Genomic DNA, 17607 nt, shown 5'->3' with positions numbered 1-17607 from the left:
CGGCGGAGTTCCCGCGGGTCGTACCGGGGGCGGGCCCCGGCCACACGGCGGCGGGCCCCCGCGGGCCGGAGGCGGGGCGGGGCCCCGCGGGTCGTGCGGGAGGCGGGGCACCGTGCGCCGGACGGCGGCGGAGCCCCCGCGGGGGGCCGGGCCGGCCGGGGCCCGCAAGGCGTGCGGGGCGAACGCCCCGCGGGTCGTGCGGACGGCGGGGCTCCGCCGCGGCGGACGCCCCGCCCGTCGTCACTTGGTGTTGATGACCTTGTCGATCGCGGCGTCCGCCTCCTTGGCGGCCTCCTCGACGGTCTTCTTGCCGGTGCCGATGTTCTGCAGCATGGTCTGCAGGACCTGGGCCTTCTCGACCTGGCCCCAGCCGGGCGCCATGGGGACGAACCAGTTGGACTCGGCCGCGGTGGCCGGCACGACCGTCTTGGGGTCGTTCTTCAGGGTCGCGAGGTCGGTCTTGTTGTTGGGCAGGTTGCCCTTGGCCATCAGGCCCTTCTGGCCGGCGGGACCGGTGAACGCGTTGATCCACTCGGCGGCGAGTTCCCGCGCGTCCGACTTGACCGGGACGGCGAGGTCGGAACCGCCCAGGAAGACGGGGAGGTTCTTGCCGGACGGGCCGGGCATGACGAAGTTCTCGAGGTTGCCCTTGAGCTTGCCGCTCTTGTCGTTCTCGGGGGTCTCGGCGGTCCCGCCCTCCCAGGCGGCGCCGAAGATCATGCCGGACTTGCCCTGGCCGTAGACGAGGTAACGGTCGGACTCGTCCTTGGTCTTGTCGCCGTGCATGTACTTCTCGACGACGTTCTTGAACTCGGTGAGGCCCTTGACGGACTCGGGCGAGGAGAGGTTGCCCTTCCATCGGCCGCCCTCCTCCTTCGCGATGGAGCCGCCGGCGTCGTGGACGAAGGACATGGCCGCGTACCAGTCGCGGGTGGGCTGGTACCAGGCGCTGAACTTGTCGCCCTCCTTCTTCTGGATCTTGTCCAGGGCGGCGGTCAGCTCCGCGTAGGTCTTCGGGGCCGCCTTGACGCCGGCGGCGGCGAAGAGGTCCTTGCGCCAGTTGCCGACGCGGCCGCCCGCGTAGTACGGCACGCCGTAGGTTTTGTCCTCGTACGTCACCGAGGCCTTGAGGCCGTCCAGCCAGGCGGAGGAGTTGTCGAACGCGGCGGCGTCCAGGGGGGCGAAGGCACCCTTGACCATGTAGCCGAGCATCTCGGTGTTGCCCATCTCGACCACGTCGGGGGCCTGGTCGGTGGCGAGCACCGCGTCGAGCTTGGCGTTCTTGTCGGGCCAGCCGTAGTACTCGTGGGTGATCTTGACGCCGGGGTGCTTCTTCTGCACCGCCGCGTCCGCGGCCTTCACCAGGTCGGGCCAGTTGTTCTGCGCGTCGACGGTCAGCCAGACCGTCAGCTCCTTGGCGTCGGCGCCCTTGTCCGAGCCCCCGCTGTCCTTGTCGTCCCCGCACGCCGCGATGGAGACCATCATGCCCGCGATACCGATCGCGGCTATCAGCTTGCGCTTCACGCCAACCCTCCTCAGGGATGCCACAAACCCCCCTGCCTCCCCGCCGCGGTCGAGCGTCAACGCGTACCGTCCGTGGGGCCAGGACCTGGACCAATGGTGTAGACCAGTACCCGGAGCTTGGCTCAGACCAATAGGGCTGTCAAGGGTGTTCGAGTGGGCCCGAGTCGTCCGTTACGGGACCGCGATATGCAGGGACTTTTCAATTCGGGGACGGCCGATCGGCCCTCCGCGGCGGAACGAACCAGCCACGCCCGAGGGCGTGCTGGACTAGACCAACGAGGGCCTCGGAGGTATACAGAGGGGATCACGGAGCGCGCGAGGTCACCGCACCGGACACCCCGCCCACGAACCCGTGCCACGATGTGAGCCGCGGCCGACGTCAGCGTCGGCCGGTTCGGCACCCGGAGCCGGGAAGGCAGGCCATGAGCACCGACGTCAGCAGTGCGGAGAACGAGGGTGGGGCGACCGTCCGTACCGCGCGCGTGCCCAAGTACTACCGCCTGAAGAAGCATCTCCTCGACATGACCGAGACGCAGTCGCCCGGCACCCCGGTGCCGCCCGAGCGCACGCTGGCCGCCGAGTTCGACACGTCGCGCACCACCGTGCGCCAGGCCTTGCAGGAACTGGTCGTCGAGGGCCGGCTGGAGCGCATCCAGGGCAAGGGCACCTTCGTCGCCAAACCGAAGGTCTCCCAGGCCCTCCAGCTCACCTCGTACACCGAGGACATGCGCGCCCAGGGCCTCGAACCCACCTCCCAGCTGCTGGAGATCGGCTACATCACGGCCGACGACCGCCTCGCCGGGCTGCTCGACATCACGGCGGGCGGCCGCGTGCTGCGCATCGAGCGGCTGCGCATGGCCAACGGCGAGCCGATGGCCATCGAGACCACCCACCTGTCGGCCAAGCGCTTCCCGGCCCTGCGCAGGTCACTGGTGAAGTACACGTCCCTGTACACCGCGCTCGCCGAGGTCTACGACGTCCACCTGGCCGAGGCCGAGGAGACCATCGAGACCTCCCTGGCCACCCCGCGCGAGGCGGGCCTGCTCGGCACGGACGTCGGCCTGCCGATGCTGATGCTGTCCCGCCACTCCGTGGACAAGGAGGGCCGGCCGGTGGAGTGGGTGCGGTCGGTGTACCGGGGGGACCGGTACAAGTTCGTCGCGCGGCTCAAGCGGCCCTAGGGCCGCGGGGCGGTCCCGTCGCTCCGCTCCACGGGGCGGCGGGAGCGATATCCGGACGAGGTCTTCCGCTCCCCTTTATCCGTCACCTACATTTCGTGCGCGTTGCACGTGATCCGCTAGGGACGGAGCCACCCCGTGTCAGAAGCCCCAGAAGTGACCGCAGCACCGGTGGTGACGCCGTTGCGCGTCGTCATCGGCCTGTGCCTGTTCGCGCCCTTCGTGGCGATGCTGTGGGTCGGTTCGTACGCGAAGACCGACCCCGCGTTCATCGGCATCCCCTTCTTCTACTGGTACCAGATGCTGTGGGTGCTGCTCTCCACCGCACTCACGGTCACCGCCTACAAGCTGTGGCAGCTCGACCAGCGCGGCCGCGGGAACCGGGGCGGGGGTGCGGCGAAGTGAAGGACGGCGTGAACGGCGTCGCCCTCGCCGTCTTCATCTTCTTCTTCCTGGCCGTCACGGTCATGGGCTTCCTGGCCGCGCGCTGGCGCCGGGCCGCCGACGAGCACAGCCTCGACGAATGGGGCCTGGGCGGCCGGTCGTTCGGCACCTGGGTCACCTGGTTCCTGCTGGGCGGCGACCTGTACACGGCCTACACGTTCGTGGCGGTCCCGGCGGCGATCTACGCGGCCGGCGCGGCGGGCTTCTTCGCGGTGCCGTACACGATCCTCGTCTACCCGCTGATCTTCACGTTCCTGCCGCGCCTGTGGTCGGTGTCGCACCGGCACGGGTACGTGACGACCTCGGACTTCGTGCGCGGCCGGTTCGGCTCCAAGGGGCTCTCCCTGGCCGTGGCCGTCACCGGCATCCTGGCCACCATGCCGTACATCGCGCTCCAGCTCGTCGGCATCCAGGCCGTGCTGGACGTGATGGGCGTCGGCGGCGGCGAGAACACCAACTGGTTCGTCAAGGACCTGCCGCTGCTGATCGCCTTCGGCGTGCTCGCGGCGTACACCTACTCGTCGGGGCTGCGGGCGCCCGCGCTGATCGCGTTCGTGAAGGACACGCTGATCTACATCGTCATCGCGGTGGCGATCATCTACATCCCCATCAAGCTCGGCGGGTTCGACGACGTCTTCGCCAAGGCGGGCGACGCCTTCGCGCAGACCAACCCGGCGACCGGCAAGCCGCGCGGCGCGCTGGCCCCGGCCGAGGCGGGCCAGTGGACGTACGCCACGCTGGCGCTGGGCTCCGCGCTGGCGCTGTTCATGTACCCGCACTCGATCACCGCGACGCTGTCCTCGCGCAGCCGTGACGTGATCCGCCGCAACACCACGATCCTGCCGCTGTACTCCCTCATGCTCGGCCTGCTCGCCCTGCTGGGCTTCATGGCGATCGCGGCCGGGGTGAAGGTCACCAACGGCCAGTTGGCGATCCCGCAGCTCTTCGAGGACATGTTCCCGGCGTGGTTCGCGGGCGTGGCCTTCGCGGCGATCGGCATCGGCGCGCTGGTGCCGGCCGCCATCATGTCCATCGCGGCCGCGAACCTGTTCACCCGCAACATCTACAAGGACTTCATCAAGCCGGACGCCACGCCCAAGGAGGAGACCCGCGTCTCCAAGCTGGTCTCGCTGCTGGTGAAGGTCGGCGCGCTGGTCTTCGTCCTCACCATGGACAAGACCGTCGCCATCAACTTCCAGCTCCTGGGCGGCATCTGGATCCTGCAGACCTTCCCCGCCCTGGTGGGCGGCCTGTTCACCCGCTGGTTCCACCGCTGGGCCCTGCTGGCCGGCTGGGCCGTCGGCATGCTCTACGGCACGGTCGCGGCGTACGGCGTCGCCTCCCCGACCCAGGCGCACTTCGGCGGCTCGTCGAAGGAGATCCCCGGCATCGGGGAGATCGGCTACATCGGCCTGACGGCGTTCGTCCTGAACGTCGTGGTGACGGTGGTGCTGACCTTCGTCCTGAAGGCGCTGAAGGCTCCGGAGGGCGTCGACGAGACGTCCCCGTCGGACTACACGGCGGACGCCGGCGACCCGGGCGTCCAGGTGGAACTGCCGCCGGCGACCGCGGGGACGGCAGCGGGGCACTAGGACCGTCGTCCGCGTCCCGCAGCGGGCCGTCGGGGGCATGTCCCCGGCGGCCCGCCGTCGTGCGCGCCCGTGCCGCCGGGACGGGCCCGCGTCCTCCCGGAGTTGACGCTGCGAAGCCGGTCCGACACAACATCTGGGGGTCACTCGGCAGCCCGGCACAAGATGTATGCTCGTGCTCGCTGTCGCCGCAGGGGAATCCGGTGCGAATCCGGAACTGTCCCGCAACGGTGTACTCACGTGCGCGCATGTTCCCGTGCGCACGCCTGGTCAGTCCGAGCACCTGCCGGCAGCGCACCCGGTCCGTCCGGTTCGGGTGCCCTGACGTCCGGGCCTCGCGGAATGGGCCGGTGGACGCGACGCGCCCCCGCGCTCGTGTGCTGCCCCCTGCCCCGCGCAAGGCCCCCGCCGAGCGAGGGAGAGCCCCACGTGACCATCGCGCCAGCCGAACCGGCTTCAGCGGCCCCGGAGACCGACGGTCCCGGAGCCGCACTGCTGCGGACCCTGACCGAGCTGACCGCCGACCTCCCGGACGCCGACCCCGGCCGGGTCGCCGCCGCCGCCCTGCGGGGCCGGTCCTCGCGGGCTGACGAGGCGGAGCTGCGCGAGCTGGCCACGGAGGCGGCCGCCGGTCTGATCTCCGAGGACCCCGCCTACTCCCGGCTGGCCGCCCGGCTGCTGACGATCGGCATCCGCGCCGAGGCCGCCTCCCAGGGCGTCACCTCCTTCACCACGTCCGTCGCCGTCGGCCACCGCGAGGGCCTGATCGCCGACCGCACCGCCGCGTTCGTGCGGCTGCACGCCGCCCGGCTCGACGCGCTGGTCGACCCGGACGCCGACGACCGCTTCGGCTACTTCGGCCTGCGCACCCTGCACAGCCGCTACCTGCTGCGCCACCCGCTGACCCGCAAGGTCGTCGAGACCCCCCAGCACTTCCTGCTGCGGGTGGCGAGCGGCCTGGCCGAGGACGACACGGCGAGGAGCGTCGACGAGGTCGCCGCGCTCCACGGGCTGATGAGCCGCCTGGACTACCTCCCCTCCTCCCCCACCCTGTTCAACTCCGGCACCCGGCACCCGCAGATGTCGTCCTGCTACCTCCTCGACTCCCCCCTGGACGAGCTGGACTCGATCTACGACCGCTACCACCAGGTCGCCCGCCTCTCCAAGCACGCCGGCGGCATCGGGCTGTCGTACAGCCGCATCCGCTCGCGCGGCTCGCTGATCCGCGGCACCAACGGGCACTCCAACGGCATCGTGCCGTTCCTGAAGACCCTGGACGCCTCGGTCGCCGCCGTGAACCAGGGCGGCCGGCGCAAGGGCGCGGCCGCGGTCTACCTGGAGACCTGGCACTCCGACATCGAGGAGTTCCTGGAGCTGCGCGACAACACCGGTGAGGACGCGCGCCGTACGCACAACCTCAACCTGGCGCACTGGGTGCCGGACGAGTTCATGCGGCGGGTCGACGCCGACGGGCAGTGGTCGCTGTTCTCCCCGGCCGACGTGCCCGAGCTGGTCGACCTGTGGGGCGACGAGTTCGACGCGGCCTACCGCGCGGCCGAGGCGGCGGGCCTGGCGAGGAGGACCATCGCCGCCCGCGACCTGTACGGCCGCATGATGCGCACCCTCGCGCAGACCGGCAACGGCTGGATGACCTTCAAGGACGCGGCCAACCGCACCGCCAACCAGACCGCCGAACCGGGCCACGTCGTCCACTCCTCGAACCTGTGCACGGAGATCCTGGAGGTCACCGACGACGGCGAGACGGCGGTCTGCAACCTGGGTTCGGTGAACCTCGGCGCGTTCGTCGACACGCGCCCCGGGGCCGCCGAGGTCATCGACTGGGAGCGGCTGGACGAGACCGTCCGCACCGCCGTCACCTTCCTCGACCGGGTCGTCGACATCAACTTCTACCCCACCGAGCAGGCGGGCCGCTCCAACGCCCGCTGGCGGCCGGTCGGGCTGGGCGCGATGGGCCTCCAGGACGTCTTCTTCAAGCTCCGGCTGCCCTTCGACTCGCCCGAGGCCAGGGAACTCTCCACCCGGATCGCCGAGCGGATCATGCTCGCCGCGTACGAGGCCTCCGCCGACCTCGCCGAGCGCAACGGCCCGCTGCCCGCCTGGGAGAAGACCCGCACCGCCCGGGGCGTGCTGCACCCCGACCACTACGGCGTCGAGTTCGCCTGGCCGGAACGCTGGGCGGCGCTGCGCGAGCGCGTCGCGGCGACCGGCATGCGCAACTCGCTGCTCCTGGCCATCGCGCCGACCGCCACCATCGCGTCCATCGCCGGTGTGTACGAGTGCATCGAGCCGCAGGTCTCCAACCTGTTCAAGCGCGAGACGCTGTCCGGCGAGTTCCTCCAGGTCAACTCCTACCTGGTGCGCGAGCTCAAGGAGCTGGGCGTGTGGGACGCCCGCACCCGCGAGGCCCTGCGCGAGGCGAACGGCTCGGTGCAGTCCTTCACCTGGATCCCCGAGGACGTACGGGCGCTGTACCGCACGGCGTGGGAGATCCCGCAGCGCGGCCTGATCGACATGGCCGCCGCCCGCACCCCGTACCTGGACCAGGCGCAGTCCCTGAACCTGTTCCTGGAGACGCCGACCATCGGCAAGCTCTCCTCGATGTACGCGTACGCCTGGAAGTCGGGCCTGAAGACGACGTACTACCTGCGCTCCCGCCCGGCGACCCGCATCGCCCGCGCGGCACGGGCGCAGGTCCCGGTCCCCGAGCGGCAGCCGGCCCTCGAAGAGGCCGTCGCCTGCTCCCTCGAAAACCCCGAGTCCTGCGAGGCCTGCCAGTAATGCCTGAGAACAAGAACCTGCTCGACCCGGGCTTCGAGCTGACCCTGCGCCCGATGCGCTACCCCGACTTCTACGAGCGCTACCGGGACGCCATCAAGAACACCTGGACCGTCGAGGAGGTCGACCTCCACTCGGACGTCACCGACCTGGCGAAGCTGACGCCCGCCGAGCAGCACCTGATCGGGCGGCTGGTCGCGTTCTTCGCGACGGGCGACTCGATCGTGTCGAACAACCTGGTGCTGACGCTGTACAAGCACATCAACTCCCCGGAGGCGCGGCTCTACCTGAGCCGGCAGCTGTTCGAGGAGGCCGTGCACGTCCAGTTCTACCTGACCCTGCTGGACACCTACCTGCCCGATCCGCAGGACCGCGCCGCCGCCTTCGACGCGGTCGAGAACATCCCCTCCATCCGGGAGAAGGCCGAGTTCTGCTTCCGCTGGATGGACTCGGTGGAGAAGCTGGACCGGCTGGAGTCGGCGTCCGACCGCCGCCGCTTCCTGCTCAACCTGATCTGCTTCGCCGCCTGCATCGAGGGCCTGTTCTTCTACGGTGCCTTCGCCTACGTCTACTGGTTCCGCAGCCGGGGCCTGCTGCACGGCCTCGCCACCGGCACCAACTGGGTCTTCCGTGACGAGACCATGCACATGTCCTTCGCGTTCGAGGTCGTCGACACCGTCCGCAAGGAGGAGCCGGAGCTGTTCGACGACCGGCTCCAGGAGCAGGTCACCGACATGCTGCGGGAGGCCGTCGAGGCCGAGCTGCAGTTCGCCCGCGACCTGTGCGGGGACGGCCTGCCGGGCATGAACACCGACTCGATGCGCCAGTACCTCGAGTGCGTCGCCGACCAGCGGCTCAGCCGCCTCGGCTTCGCCCCGGTGTACGGCTCGGAGAACCCGTTCTCCTTCATGGAGCTGCAGGGTGTTCAGGAGCTGACCAACTTCTTCGAGCGCCGTCCGTCGGCGTACCAGGTCGCGGTGGAGGGCACCGTGGACCTGGACGAGGACTTCTGAGCCCGCCGTCCGCGCGACCGGCGGTCCGTCCGGCGCTCGTGGGCCGGTCCCACGAGCGCCGGACCCGTCACGCCTGCCGGCGCGCGTTCCGCGGCCCCGAGGCCGCCCGAACGCACGCCGGCGGCGCGCGCGGTCTCAGCGCGGGACGGGCTTCAGCAGCAGCCGTTGGGGACGCAGCGTGATCCCCACCCGGGTCGCGCCGACCGAGCCGGCGACCTGCTCGAAGCGGAACCCGTCCGCGAGGACCGCCGTGACCAGCGTGAGCAGCGCCATCGAGAAGTGGTCGCTCGGACACTTGCGGTTGCCCACGCCGAACGGACGCATCGCGTACTTCGGGATGTCCTTCGACCGCTCGGGGCGCCAGCGGTCGGGGTCGAACTCCAGGTGCCGCTCGTAGGACCGCGGGTCGCGCTGGATCGCGTACGGGCTGTACACGATGTCGGCCCCGGCCGGAATGCGATAGCCGCCGAGTTCGGTGTCGGCGACCGCCCGACGCGTCAGTATCCATACGGCCGGACGCAAACGCATGGCCTCGACGACGACGTTGTTGGTGTGCGTGAGCCCGCGCACGTCGCCGAATGCGACGGGCCGCCCCCCGGTCATCTCTCGCACCTCGGCACACACTTTGTCCGACTGTTCCGGGTGGTCCGCGAGCACCAGCAGCAGGGACATGATCGTGGAAGCGATGGTTTCGCTGCCGGGGGTGAGTATCGCGACGACCTGGTCGTGGATCTCCTGTTCCCCGATCGGGTCGCCATTGTCGTCCTTCGCCTCCAGCAATGCCGTCAGCAAATCGTCCGGCCTTTGACCGGATGCCCGGCGTTCGGCGATGATCTCGTCGACCAGGAGATGCAAATCGGCCAGTGCGCGGTTGAATTCGCGGTTGGCCGGAAGCGGCAGCCGGTAGAGCGGTCCGAGGGGCACCACCATCCGGTGGTACATGCCCTGGAAGACGCTGGCGAGCGCGACGCACAGCCGCTCGGCGCGTTCGTCCATGAACTGCCCGCGCAACAGGCAGCGGGCCGCGACCCGCACCGCGATCCGGAACGACTCCGAGGTGCAGTCGATCGTCCCGCCGCCCTTCCAGCGCTCGACGAGCGCGCGCGTCTCCTCCTCCATGATCGGCCCGTAGGCGGGGATGGCGTCGAGCCGGAACGCCGGCTGGATGATGCGCCGCTGGCGGCGGTGGAGCGGGCCGTTGGCGGTGGCCACGCCCTCCTTGCCGAGCAGGCCCTCCAGGGACTCCCACAGGGGGCCGGCGATGATGTAGTCGGGGCTCAGGGCCAGCGCCCCGGTGAGGGCCGGCGCCGTGACGGCGTACACCGTCTTCGGGCCGAGTCTGATGCGGACGACGTCGCCGTGGTCGCGCAACTGTGCCATGAAGGCCAGCGGGTCGCGGGCGAGTTTCCAGCCGTGGCCGAGGAACGGGACCCCGCCGCCGGCCAGGGGCGGCTCGCGCAGTTCCGGTGCGCCGGACGCCACGGGTTTCACGGACTCGACGGTCATTTCTCACCTGCCGCTTCGTTGTCGACGTACGGGGGCGTGGACCGGTCGTCCCAGTCGTCGACCGTGTAGCGGCCGGACTCGTGGTGGAACCAGTAGACGGAACTGAACCAGTTCCGCATGTTCGCGAGGCAGGCGCGCACGGCGACGCCGAGTTCTTTTCCCGGGACCGTTCCGTCGGACAGCCGGTCGGCCAGCTCCAGTACGTCCTTCTCCACGACGAGGAATTCGGATATGCATTCCTCGACGCGCCGCCTGACATCCTCGACCGCTTCTTCGAACGTCATTCCCTCATGGGTGACGAGACTGATCCCGAGATTGTGCACCTCGTCTCCCGCTATTTCCTTCGGGAGCGAACAGAGGTCGTTGTACCAGGCGGCGAATTCCTGACTCAGCAGAGCCGCACGCCGGTAGGCCGGGTGTTTCCGCACCGGGTCCGGGAGTTCGCGTCCCGCACTCGGTTCCAGCAGGTCCGTCCAGATCCAGTGCGCGAAGGTGAGCCGGCGCAGGGCCAGGTACTCCTCCACCTCCGGGACCCGCCCCGCCACCCGGTTGTGGAATTCGCGGTCGTACGCCTCGATCACCGCGTGGAAGTGCCGGGCGAACCGCGCGTTCCAGGTGCCGGGAAGGAAGGAGTACAGCCGGCCCGCGCTGTCCGCGAGTCCGGCGACCAGCGGATCCTCGTGCCGCAGGTGTTCCCCGGGGGAGTCGAGGGCCGCGTGCAGGCGGAGCCGCAACTCCCGCCAGGCGGCGGCCCGGCCGTGCACGACGTCACGGTCGTGCCGGTCGTCCCAGACGAAGAACCACGCGCTGTAGTCGGCGATGGCCTGCATGACCTCGTCGGGTGCGCCGAGGTAGTAGCCCGCCATCAGGTCGGTGTAGCACAGGCCGTCGGCGTGTTCCGCGACCTTGTCCGGGGACATGAGCCGCCTTTCCAGCAGCCACGACCGCGTGTTCTCCTGCAACCGGGGCCAATACGGATGCAGTTGCCGGGGAAACAGCGCCTCGATGACCGGAAGGGAGAGCGACGGGGGGACCGCGGTCACGGCCCCCAGGGTCCGGTATGTGGTGCGGTATGTGGTGCTGTATGGGAAAGCTGGCACGAACAACCCCTCTCAGCCGCCGGTTGACGCACACCCCTCCCCCCGTGCCGGGCGTGCGCCGTCGTGTATCCCGCACCCCCATTCAGCACTACAACTGACTGTTCTGGGAACGGATTTGCTTCATTCGCCACCCCGACATGCCGAGAATCCCTCTTGCGTGACCGATCGTGGATGAGGGGACCGCGAAGCCGGTCGGACGCACGTCGGACGCACGAACGACGCCCGGCCGGTGGGGGTCACGGCCGGGCGTCGCGCGGGGAGAGGGGCGGGCGGTCGGGCGGAGAAGGAGCGGAGGGCAGGCGGAGAGGGAGCGGAGAGCGGGGTGGCTCAGTCGTTGGCGACCACGGGGTAGCGCGGCTCGTTCTCGGCCATCTGCCGCAGCGCGTCCTTGCGTTCGCGCTTGGAGAGGCGGTCGATGTAGAGGTACCCGTACAGGTGGTCCGTCTCGTGCTGCAGACACCGGGCGAAGTAGCCCGTGCCGCGCACCTTGATCGGGTTGCCCTTCTCGTCCTGGCCGGTCACCTCGGCGTAGTCGGGCCGGGCCAGCGGCGCGTACGCGGTGGGCACCGACAGGCAGCCCTCGTTGCTGTCGTCCAGCCGGCGCCGGTCCGCGGGCAGCTCGACCAGCTCGGGGTTGCAGACCACACCGGTGTGCCGGACGCCCTCGTCGTCGGGGCAGTCGTAGACGAACACCTTGAGGCCGACGCCGATCTGGTTGGCGGCCAGGCCCACGCCCTCGGCGGTGTGCTGCGAGGCGAACATGTCGGCGACGAGCTGCTGGAGTTCCTCGCCGAACTCGGTGACGTCCTCGCACTCCTTGTGCAGCACCGGATTGCCGACGACGGTGATGGGCCGCGAGGTCCCGGCGTCCCGCCAGGTCCGCTCGCGCTCCTCCGTCTCCTCGGTGTCGATGACGAAGCCCTCGTCGTCCACGGGGAGCACTCCCGCGTGCTGCTGATCGGTGTCCTGCTGCGCCATGACCGACGTATGCCTTCCTGCAACCTGGAGAAACCTGTGAGTACAGCCTAAAGGGATCCGGCTCCGGGTCTCAGCAGACCTCTTCGAGGTCCCGCCAGTCACGGGAGTCGGGGCTGTCCGCGACCCAGCCGTCCAGCAGGCCCCTCACCAGCGAGGCCGGCGCGGCCACCCCGCACTCCCGCTCGGGCACCCACAGCTGCCCGTCGGTGCGGTGGCCGAGCGGTCCGGGGTGTCCCGGTTCACTGTGGTCGTGCGGGTCGAGGTGCTCGCCGTCGCCCTCGTCGGACGGCATCCGCGACTCGGAGCACATCCGGCACAGCAGCCGGACGGAGGACGACCAGTCCTCGGCGGCGAAGCCCGCGTCGGCGGCGAGCTGCTCGAGCGCGTCGCGGTCCGTCTCCGTGGCCGCCTCCAGCAGGACCACCCAGGTGGGGACGGGCGAGGGCGCCCACAGCTCGATCTCGTCGAAGACGGGGTAGGAGTGCCCGACGGAGGTGGTGCGCTCGCCGTGCGGCACCCCGTCGTGCAGGACGACCTCGCCCCAGCGCCGCCCCGAGGACGGCAGCGGGATCGACAGCACCTCGGTCCGGGCGGGGTCCAGCCGCCGCCCCCACACCACTTCGGCCTCCCCCTCGGGCGACAGCCGTACGGCGGCGCTGCCCAGGTCCATGCCGAGCGGCTCGCCGGCGGCGGTGGCACCGCCCGGGACGTGCAGCCCGTAGGCCTGCCAGGAACGCCGGGCCAGCGGCCAGTCCTGGAGGGCGGTGGCGGCGATGCCGACGTTCCACCAGTCGGGAGCGCCGGCCCCCCGGTCGAGCAGGGCGACGGCACGGAGCCCCGCGGTGCGGGCCTGCTCCCAGTCGTGCCGGAACTTGTGCAGCAGGGCGAGGTTGAACCAGGACTCCGACAGCCAGGGTTCGAGGTCGGCGGCACGCGTCAGCAGCGCGCCCGCGTCCTCGTACCGGCCGTCCCCGATCAGCGTGAACGCGCGATCGGTGGCCTGCCGCCAGGAGGCGGAGGGCCGGTGCCGTCCCTTGCCGAAGATCCTCACGATTCCCGCCTGCCAGTTCCGTTCTGTGGGCTGGCCAGTGCCCCCGGACACTCTCTCCCTCGCATCCAACCACGTGTGGCTGGAAGGCCGCTCATTACCCATCGGTTACCCACCCGCGGGCAGGGTCAGACAGTCCCGCGACAGGACCCTGGCCAGGGCTTCCACCACGTCGGGGGCGTACTCCCCGCCGGCGCCCAGCCGCAGTTCCTCCAGCGCGGTGAGCGGCCCGCCGGGGCCGGCGTCGCGCACCTTCTCCTCGTAGGCGTTGACCACCCGTACGATCCGTGCGGCCGTCGGCTGCTCAGGGTAGGGGTCCGCCTGCCGTTCCACCACCGTCGCGACCTGCGCGCTCACCCCGGTCCGGCGGACGACGGCCCCGCCCAGCAGGGCGATGCGCCGCTGCTCGGCCGGCGGCAGGGCGGCGGTGGCCCCGGCCGGGACCGGGTCGACGAGGCTGAGCTGGCCGATGTCGTGCATCAGGGCGGCGTACTCCAGCACGGTCAGCTCCGGTTCCGTCAGGCCCAGGTCCCGGCCGACCGCCTGGCTGAGCCTGGCGACCCGGCGGGCGTGCCCGGCCGGGGTGTAGCCGGCGATCTCGGTGGCGCGGGCCAGGGAGGCGATGGTCTGCCGGTAGGTGGCGCGGACCGCGGCGTACCGGCGCAGGGACAGCTGGGTGAGCAGCAGCGGCACCGAGAACACCGGCAGTGCCCACAGGCCGACGACGGCCACCGCCAGCGCCATCACCGCGCCGGTCGCGCACACCGCCGACCCGATCCCCGGCACGGACCGCAGCTCGTCGCGCAGCAGGGGCGGGAACGGCCAGCCGGTGCGGGAGTGCGCGAGCGCGGCGGCGACGACGGCTTCGCACAGGGTGGTGAGGACGAGCAGGGCGAGCAGCAGCAGCGCGTAGGCGGGACCGCTCCAGCGGTCGAACACGCCGCGGTTGTACAGGGGCTGGAAGCAGACGGCGGCGAAGCCGACGGCCAGCACCCGCCGGACGAGGTGGTCCAGGACGGGCCCCCGTCCCCGGGCGAGGTGCGGCACGCTGCCGAGCAGCGAGGCGACCGCCACGACGGAGACGACCTGGGCGGCCCCGTGCAGCGTGGCGTGCCCGGCGTGCTCCCCGAGCAGCGCGTACGACAGGGCGGCCGCGGTGCCGAGGGGCGCGGCCCCGCGCGACCCGGGCCCGCTCCACCGGGTCGTCTCGCCGACGGCCACGAGCACCCCGAACGCGAGCGCGACCGACCGCTCCGCCAGACCCGACCGCAGGACGGTCAGGAGGGACGCCCCGACGACGAGCCCGGCGCAGGCGTGCAGCACGCGCAGGGGCTCGCAGGCCCGCGCCGCCCGGGGACGGCCGCTCATTCCCGGGCTCCGCTTCGTACCGGGGCGGTTTCGGGAGGAGCCGCGGGGCGGCCCGCCGGCGGAGGCGGGGGGAGTACCGCCGCGGACCCGGCCGGCGAAGGCGGGGGGAGTACCGCCGCGGACCCGACCGGCGGAGGCGGGAGAGGCGCCGCATCGGACCCGGCCGCCGGACGCGGGAGAAGCGCCGCCTCAGGCCCGGCCGCCGGACGCCGGGCCACCCGCGGCGCCGCCCCGGCCGCCCGCGGGCCCCCCGCACCCCTCACCTGCGGGCCTCCGGCCGCTCGGCGGCCGGTGACGGGGACGCGGGCGGGACCCGGGACGGGGACGTGGCCTGCGACGGGGCCCGGGAAGTGGACGGGGCCGGGGTCGGGGCCGGGGTCGGGGCCGGGGCGGGAGACGGGGCCGGCCCCGTCGGGCGGGGCTCGTCGGCGGTGACGGCCGGGTGCCAGCCGTCGCGGACGATCACGCGGGTCAGCGCGGTGACCATGCGGGGGTCGAAGTGGGTCCCCGCGCACCGCCGGAGTTCCTCCAGCGCCGCCCGCACGGGGCGGGCCCGGCCGTAGGAGCGGTTCGAGGTCATCGCGTCGAAGGCGTCGGCGACCGCCACCACCCGCGCCGGTTCCGGGATCTGGCCGCCGGCCAGCCCGTAGGGGTAGCCGTTGCCGTCCAGCCGCTCGTGGTGGTGGAGGATCGCCGAGCGGGCCTCGCCGAGGAAGGAGATGCCCCGGGTGATCTCGTGCCCGTACTCGGGGTGCAGTTCGATCACGCGCCGTTCCTCCGGCGTCAGGGGGCCGTCCTTGCGGAGCAGGCGGGTGGGCACGCCCAGCTTGCCGACGTCGTGCAGGATCCCGGCGAAGCGGATCACCTCGACCCGGTCCTCGCTCATGCCCAGCTCACGGGCGATCATCGTGGAGGCCCGTCCGACGCGTTCGCTGTGCCCGCGCGTGTAGCCGTCCTTGATGTCCACGGCCTGCACCAGCGCGCGGATCGTCGCCTGATGGGCGGCGCGCTCCCGGTGGTACTGGGCGAACACCCACCAGGACACGCCCATCGGGAACAGCACGAGCAGCGCGGCGACCGGCCCGTAGGGGCTGTTCCACAGGACGGCCATCATCAGGCCGGCGAGTCCGTGCACCCCGAGGGGTGCCAGGGAGCGCGGGAACAGCCCGTGCCGGGCCCGCCGCGGCGGCAGCCCCTCCGCCAGGGCGAGCATCCCCGCGTCCAGGGCGGCGAGCACCAGGGACAGGACCAGGACGGCCGCCCCGGCCGGCAGGAGGAGGGCGGGAACGCCGGACGCCTCGACGGCGTCCCGGCCGCCCAGCGCTTCGTGGGTGCGGGACGCGGCCCACACGCCGAGTGCCAGCCGGGCGGCCCGCCACACGCGCCGCAGCACGCCGGGGCGCTGTTCCACCGGGGACAGCAGCGCGCCCGGCAGCGGCACGAGCGCGGCGGCCGCCGCCGGCAGCAGGAAGGCCCCGGCCAGCAGGACGGGGTAGCAGGTGCCGGTGAACCGGCGGCGGGCGACGCGCTCGCCGCACGCGTACAGCGGGGCCAGCAGCAGGACCGGCCACCAGGGTGCGCGGTCCGTCGGGAGCGGGATCAGGCAGCACACCCCGCCCAGGGCGGCACAGGCGACGTACACCCGCGCCCTCACCGGAATGCCGTCCATGTCGCCTCCCCCGGCCACGGCTGGTCCAGGTTCCGGAGCCTAGGGTGGCGGGAGGTGGCGACGCGGGCGCATCACGCGCGGATTAGCACATTCGGGTGATCTCGACCGGTCCCGGCGAGACGTGCCGAGGCGCGCGCAGGGGTGCCGGGCGGAACCGGGCCGGTCTCGGGCCTCGGGTCCCGGGCTCCGGGAGGAGGCCTCAGGACTCCTGGCGGGTGACCGACACGTCGTGCTCGGGCACGGCCTGTCCGGAGCGGATCAGCTCGAGCCTGCCCATCACCTTCGAGCGCAGGTCGGTCGGCACCTCGTCATGGCCGCAGCAGCGCTTGACCAGCTTCTTGACGGCCTCTTCCAGCCCGTACTTCTCCAGGCACGGCGAGCACTCGTTGAAGTGCTGCTTGAACTTGTCGCGGTCGACGTCCGGCATCTCACTGTCGAGGAACTCGTAGAGATGGTCGAGGACCTCACCGCAGTCCGTCTCGTGCGGCTCTCCGCAGCTCATGAGCCCGAGCCTTTCGCTTCGTTCGACTCTCCGGCGCCGGCCGGGACCAGCCCGCGCTCACGGGCGTAGTCCTCGAGCATGCCGCGCAGTTGACGGCGGCCCCGGTGCAGCCGGGACATCACCGTACCGATGGGTGTCCCCATGATGTCCGCGATCTCCTTGTACGCAAAGCCCTCGACGTCCGCGAGGTAGACGGCGATGCGGAATTCCTCGGGGATCGCCTGGAGCGCGGCCTTCACGTCCGAGTCGGGCAGGTGGTCCAGCGCCTGCGACTCGGCGGAGCGCAGACCGGTGGACATGTGCGACTCGGCGCGCGCCAGCTGCCAGTCCTCGATCTCCTCGGCCGCGCTGCGCTGGGGTTCGCGCTGCTTCTTGCGGTACGAGTTGATGAAGGTGTTGGTCAGGATCCGGTACAGCCAGGCCTTGAGATTGGTGCCCTCGCGGAACTGGTGGAAGGACGCGTACGCCTTGGCGTACGTCTCCTGCACCAGGTCCTCGGCGTCCGCCGGGTTGCGCGTCATGCGCAGGGCGGCCGAGTACATCTGGTCGAGGAACTCCAGCGCGTCCCGCTCGAAGCGCGCGCTGCGCTCCGCGGTGGACTCCGCTCCCGTCCCCACGTCCGTGCCCGGGCCCTCGGGCAGCTCCGCCTGGCCGTTGTCGGTCCCTGCGTCGGTACCGGTGACCGGACCCACCTCCTCAAGATCGCGGGCAGAACCGAAACCGGTCCCACTCGAATCGGAGGATAGACGACTACCCGTCCCACCCGCCGCTCGAACGGGTGCGGTCCTGGCCGCGTGCAGCACCGTCCAGTCCAGGTCGGTGCGGCTGGGGCAGATGGTCGAACCCATGCGCCGGACTTCCTCTCCTACGACATCGGTGCTGCGTGTTCAGC

The 17607-nt window shown here is 71.5% G+C and carries 14 protein-coding genes and 1 riboswitch; of the genes, 5 read left to right on the top strand and 9 right to left on the bottom strand.

Translation table 11 applies throughout. The annotated features are described in order from the left end of the window. Positions 1-240: 240 nt before the first annotated feature. On the bottom strand, positions 241-1524 hold the full coding sequence (locus ACF09K_RS03815; RefSeq protein ID WP_392240837.1) for an extracellular solute-binding protein: 1284 nt from the start codon (positions 1522-1524) through the stop codon (positions 241-243). 422 nt (positions 1525-1946) lie between these two features. On the opposite strand from ACF09K_RS03815, the gene ACF09K_RS03810 reads away from it, so the two are divergent. The 5 genes from ACF09K_RS03810 (at position 1947) to ACF09K_RS03790 (ending at position 8544) form a co-directional block, all read left to right on the top strand. Then, positions 1947-2705, top strand: coding sequence for a GntR family transcriptional regulator (locus ACF09K_RS03810; RefSeq protein WP_392240836.1), 759 nt, complete (start codon positions 1947-1949; stop codon positions 2703-2705). 135 nt (positions 2706-2840) lie between these two features. Beyond that, a complete protein-coding gene (locus ACF09K_RS03805) occupies positions 2841-3107 on the top strand; it encodes a DUF3311 domain-containing protein (RefSeq protein ID WP_392240835.1) in 267 nt (88 codons plus the stop codon). Next, a complete protein-coding gene (gene mctP, locus ACF09K_RS03800; protein WP_392240834.1) occupies positions 3104-4738 on the top strand; it encodes a monocarboxylate uptake permease MctP in 1635 nt (544 codons plus the stop codon). The genes ACF09K_RS03805 and mctP overlap by 4 nt, the downstream gene beginning before the upstream one ends. 153 nt (positions 4739-4891) lie before the next feature. Beyond that, positions 4892-5041: riboswitch (cobalamin riboswitch) on the top strand. A 123-nt stretch (positions 5042-5164) separates the two neighbouring features. Continuing rightward, on the top strand, positions 5165-7534 hold the full coding sequence (locus tag ACF09K_RS03795; protein WP_392240833.1) for a ribonucleoside-diphosphate reductase subunit alpha: 2370 nt from the start codon (positions 5165-5167) through the stop codon (positions 7532-7534). Further along, the gene (locus ACF09K_RS03790) at positions 7534-8544 is read left to right on the top strand and encodes a ribonucleotide-diphosphate reductase subunit beta (RefSeq protein WP_392240832.1); all 1011 of its coding nucleotides are present in this window, start codon (positions 7534-7536) and stop codon (positions 8542-8544) included. The genes ACF09K_RS03795 and ACF09K_RS03790 overlap by 1 nt, the downstream gene beginning before the upstream one ends. A 135-nt stretch (positions 8545-8679) precedes the next feature. Here ACF09K_RS03790 and ACF09K_RS03785 read toward each other — a convergent pair whose 3' ends face one another. From ACF09K_RS03785 to sigR, 8 genes are all read right to left on the bottom strand, one after another. Continuing rightward, positions 8680-10050, bottom strand: coding sequence for a cytochrome P450 (locus tag ACF09K_RS03785; protein ID WP_392240831.1), 1371 nt, complete (start codon positions 10048-10050; stop codon positions 8680-8682). Next, positions 10047-11102, bottom strand: coding sequence for an epi-isozizaene synthase (gene cyc1 / locus ACF09K_RS03780; protein WP_392241034.1), 1056 nt, complete (start codon positions 11100-11102; stop codon positions 10047-10049). The genes ACF09K_RS03785 and cyc1 overlap by 4 nt, the downstream gene beginning before the upstream one ends. A 375-nt stretch (positions 11103-11477) precedes the next feature. Next, a complete protein-coding gene (gene def / locus ACF09K_RS03775; RefSeq protein WP_392240830.1) occupies positions 11478-12128 on the bottom strand; it encodes a peptide deformylase in 651 nt (216 codons plus the stop codon). A gap of 70 nt (positions 12129-12198) precedes the next feature. Further along, positions 12199-13179, bottom strand: a complete 981-nt coding sequence (locus tag ACF09K_RS03770; RefSeq protein ID WP_392240829.1) for a tetratricopeptide repeat protein — start codon at positions 13177-13179, stop codon at positions 12199-12201. A gap of 105 nt (positions 13180-13284) precedes the next feature. Further along, positions 13285-14544 (bottom strand): HD-GYP domain-containing protein, encoded by a 1260-nt coding sequence (locus tag ACF09K_RS03765; protein WP_392240828.1) that lies wholly within the window; start codon positions 14542-14544, stop codon positions 13285-13287. Positions 14545-14803: 259 nt separating this feature from the next. Continuing rightward, positions 14804-16213, bottom strand: a complete 1410-nt coding sequence (locus tag ACF09K_RS03760; RefSeq protein ID WP_392240827.1) for an HD-GYP domain-containing protein — start codon at positions 16211-16213, stop codon at positions 14804-14806. A gap of 199 nt (positions 16214-16412) precedes the next feature. Beyond that, the gene (rsrA, locus tag ACF09K_RS03755; RefSeq protein ID WP_392240826.1) at positions 16413-16715 is read right to left on the bottom strand and encodes a mycothiol system anti-sigma-R factor; all 303 of its coding nucleotides are present in this window, start codon (positions 16713-16715) and stop codon (positions 16413-16415) included. After that, complete coding sequence (gene sigR / locus ACF09K_RS03750) at positions 16712-17407, bottom strand: RNA polymerase sigma factor SigR (protein WP_392240825.1); 696 nt, start codon at positions 17405-17407, stop codon at positions 16712-16714. The genes rsrA and sigR overlap by 4 nt, the downstream gene beginning before the upstream one ends. Positions 17408-17607: the final 200 nt, after the last annotated feature.

The organism is Streptomyces sp. NPDC014882, from assembly GCF_043081325.1.
Classification (GTDB): domain Bacteria; phylum Actinomycetota; class Actinomycetes; order Streptomycetales; family Streptomycetaceae; genus Streptomyces.
This window is presented reverse-complemented; position numbering and strand designations above follow the sequence as displayed.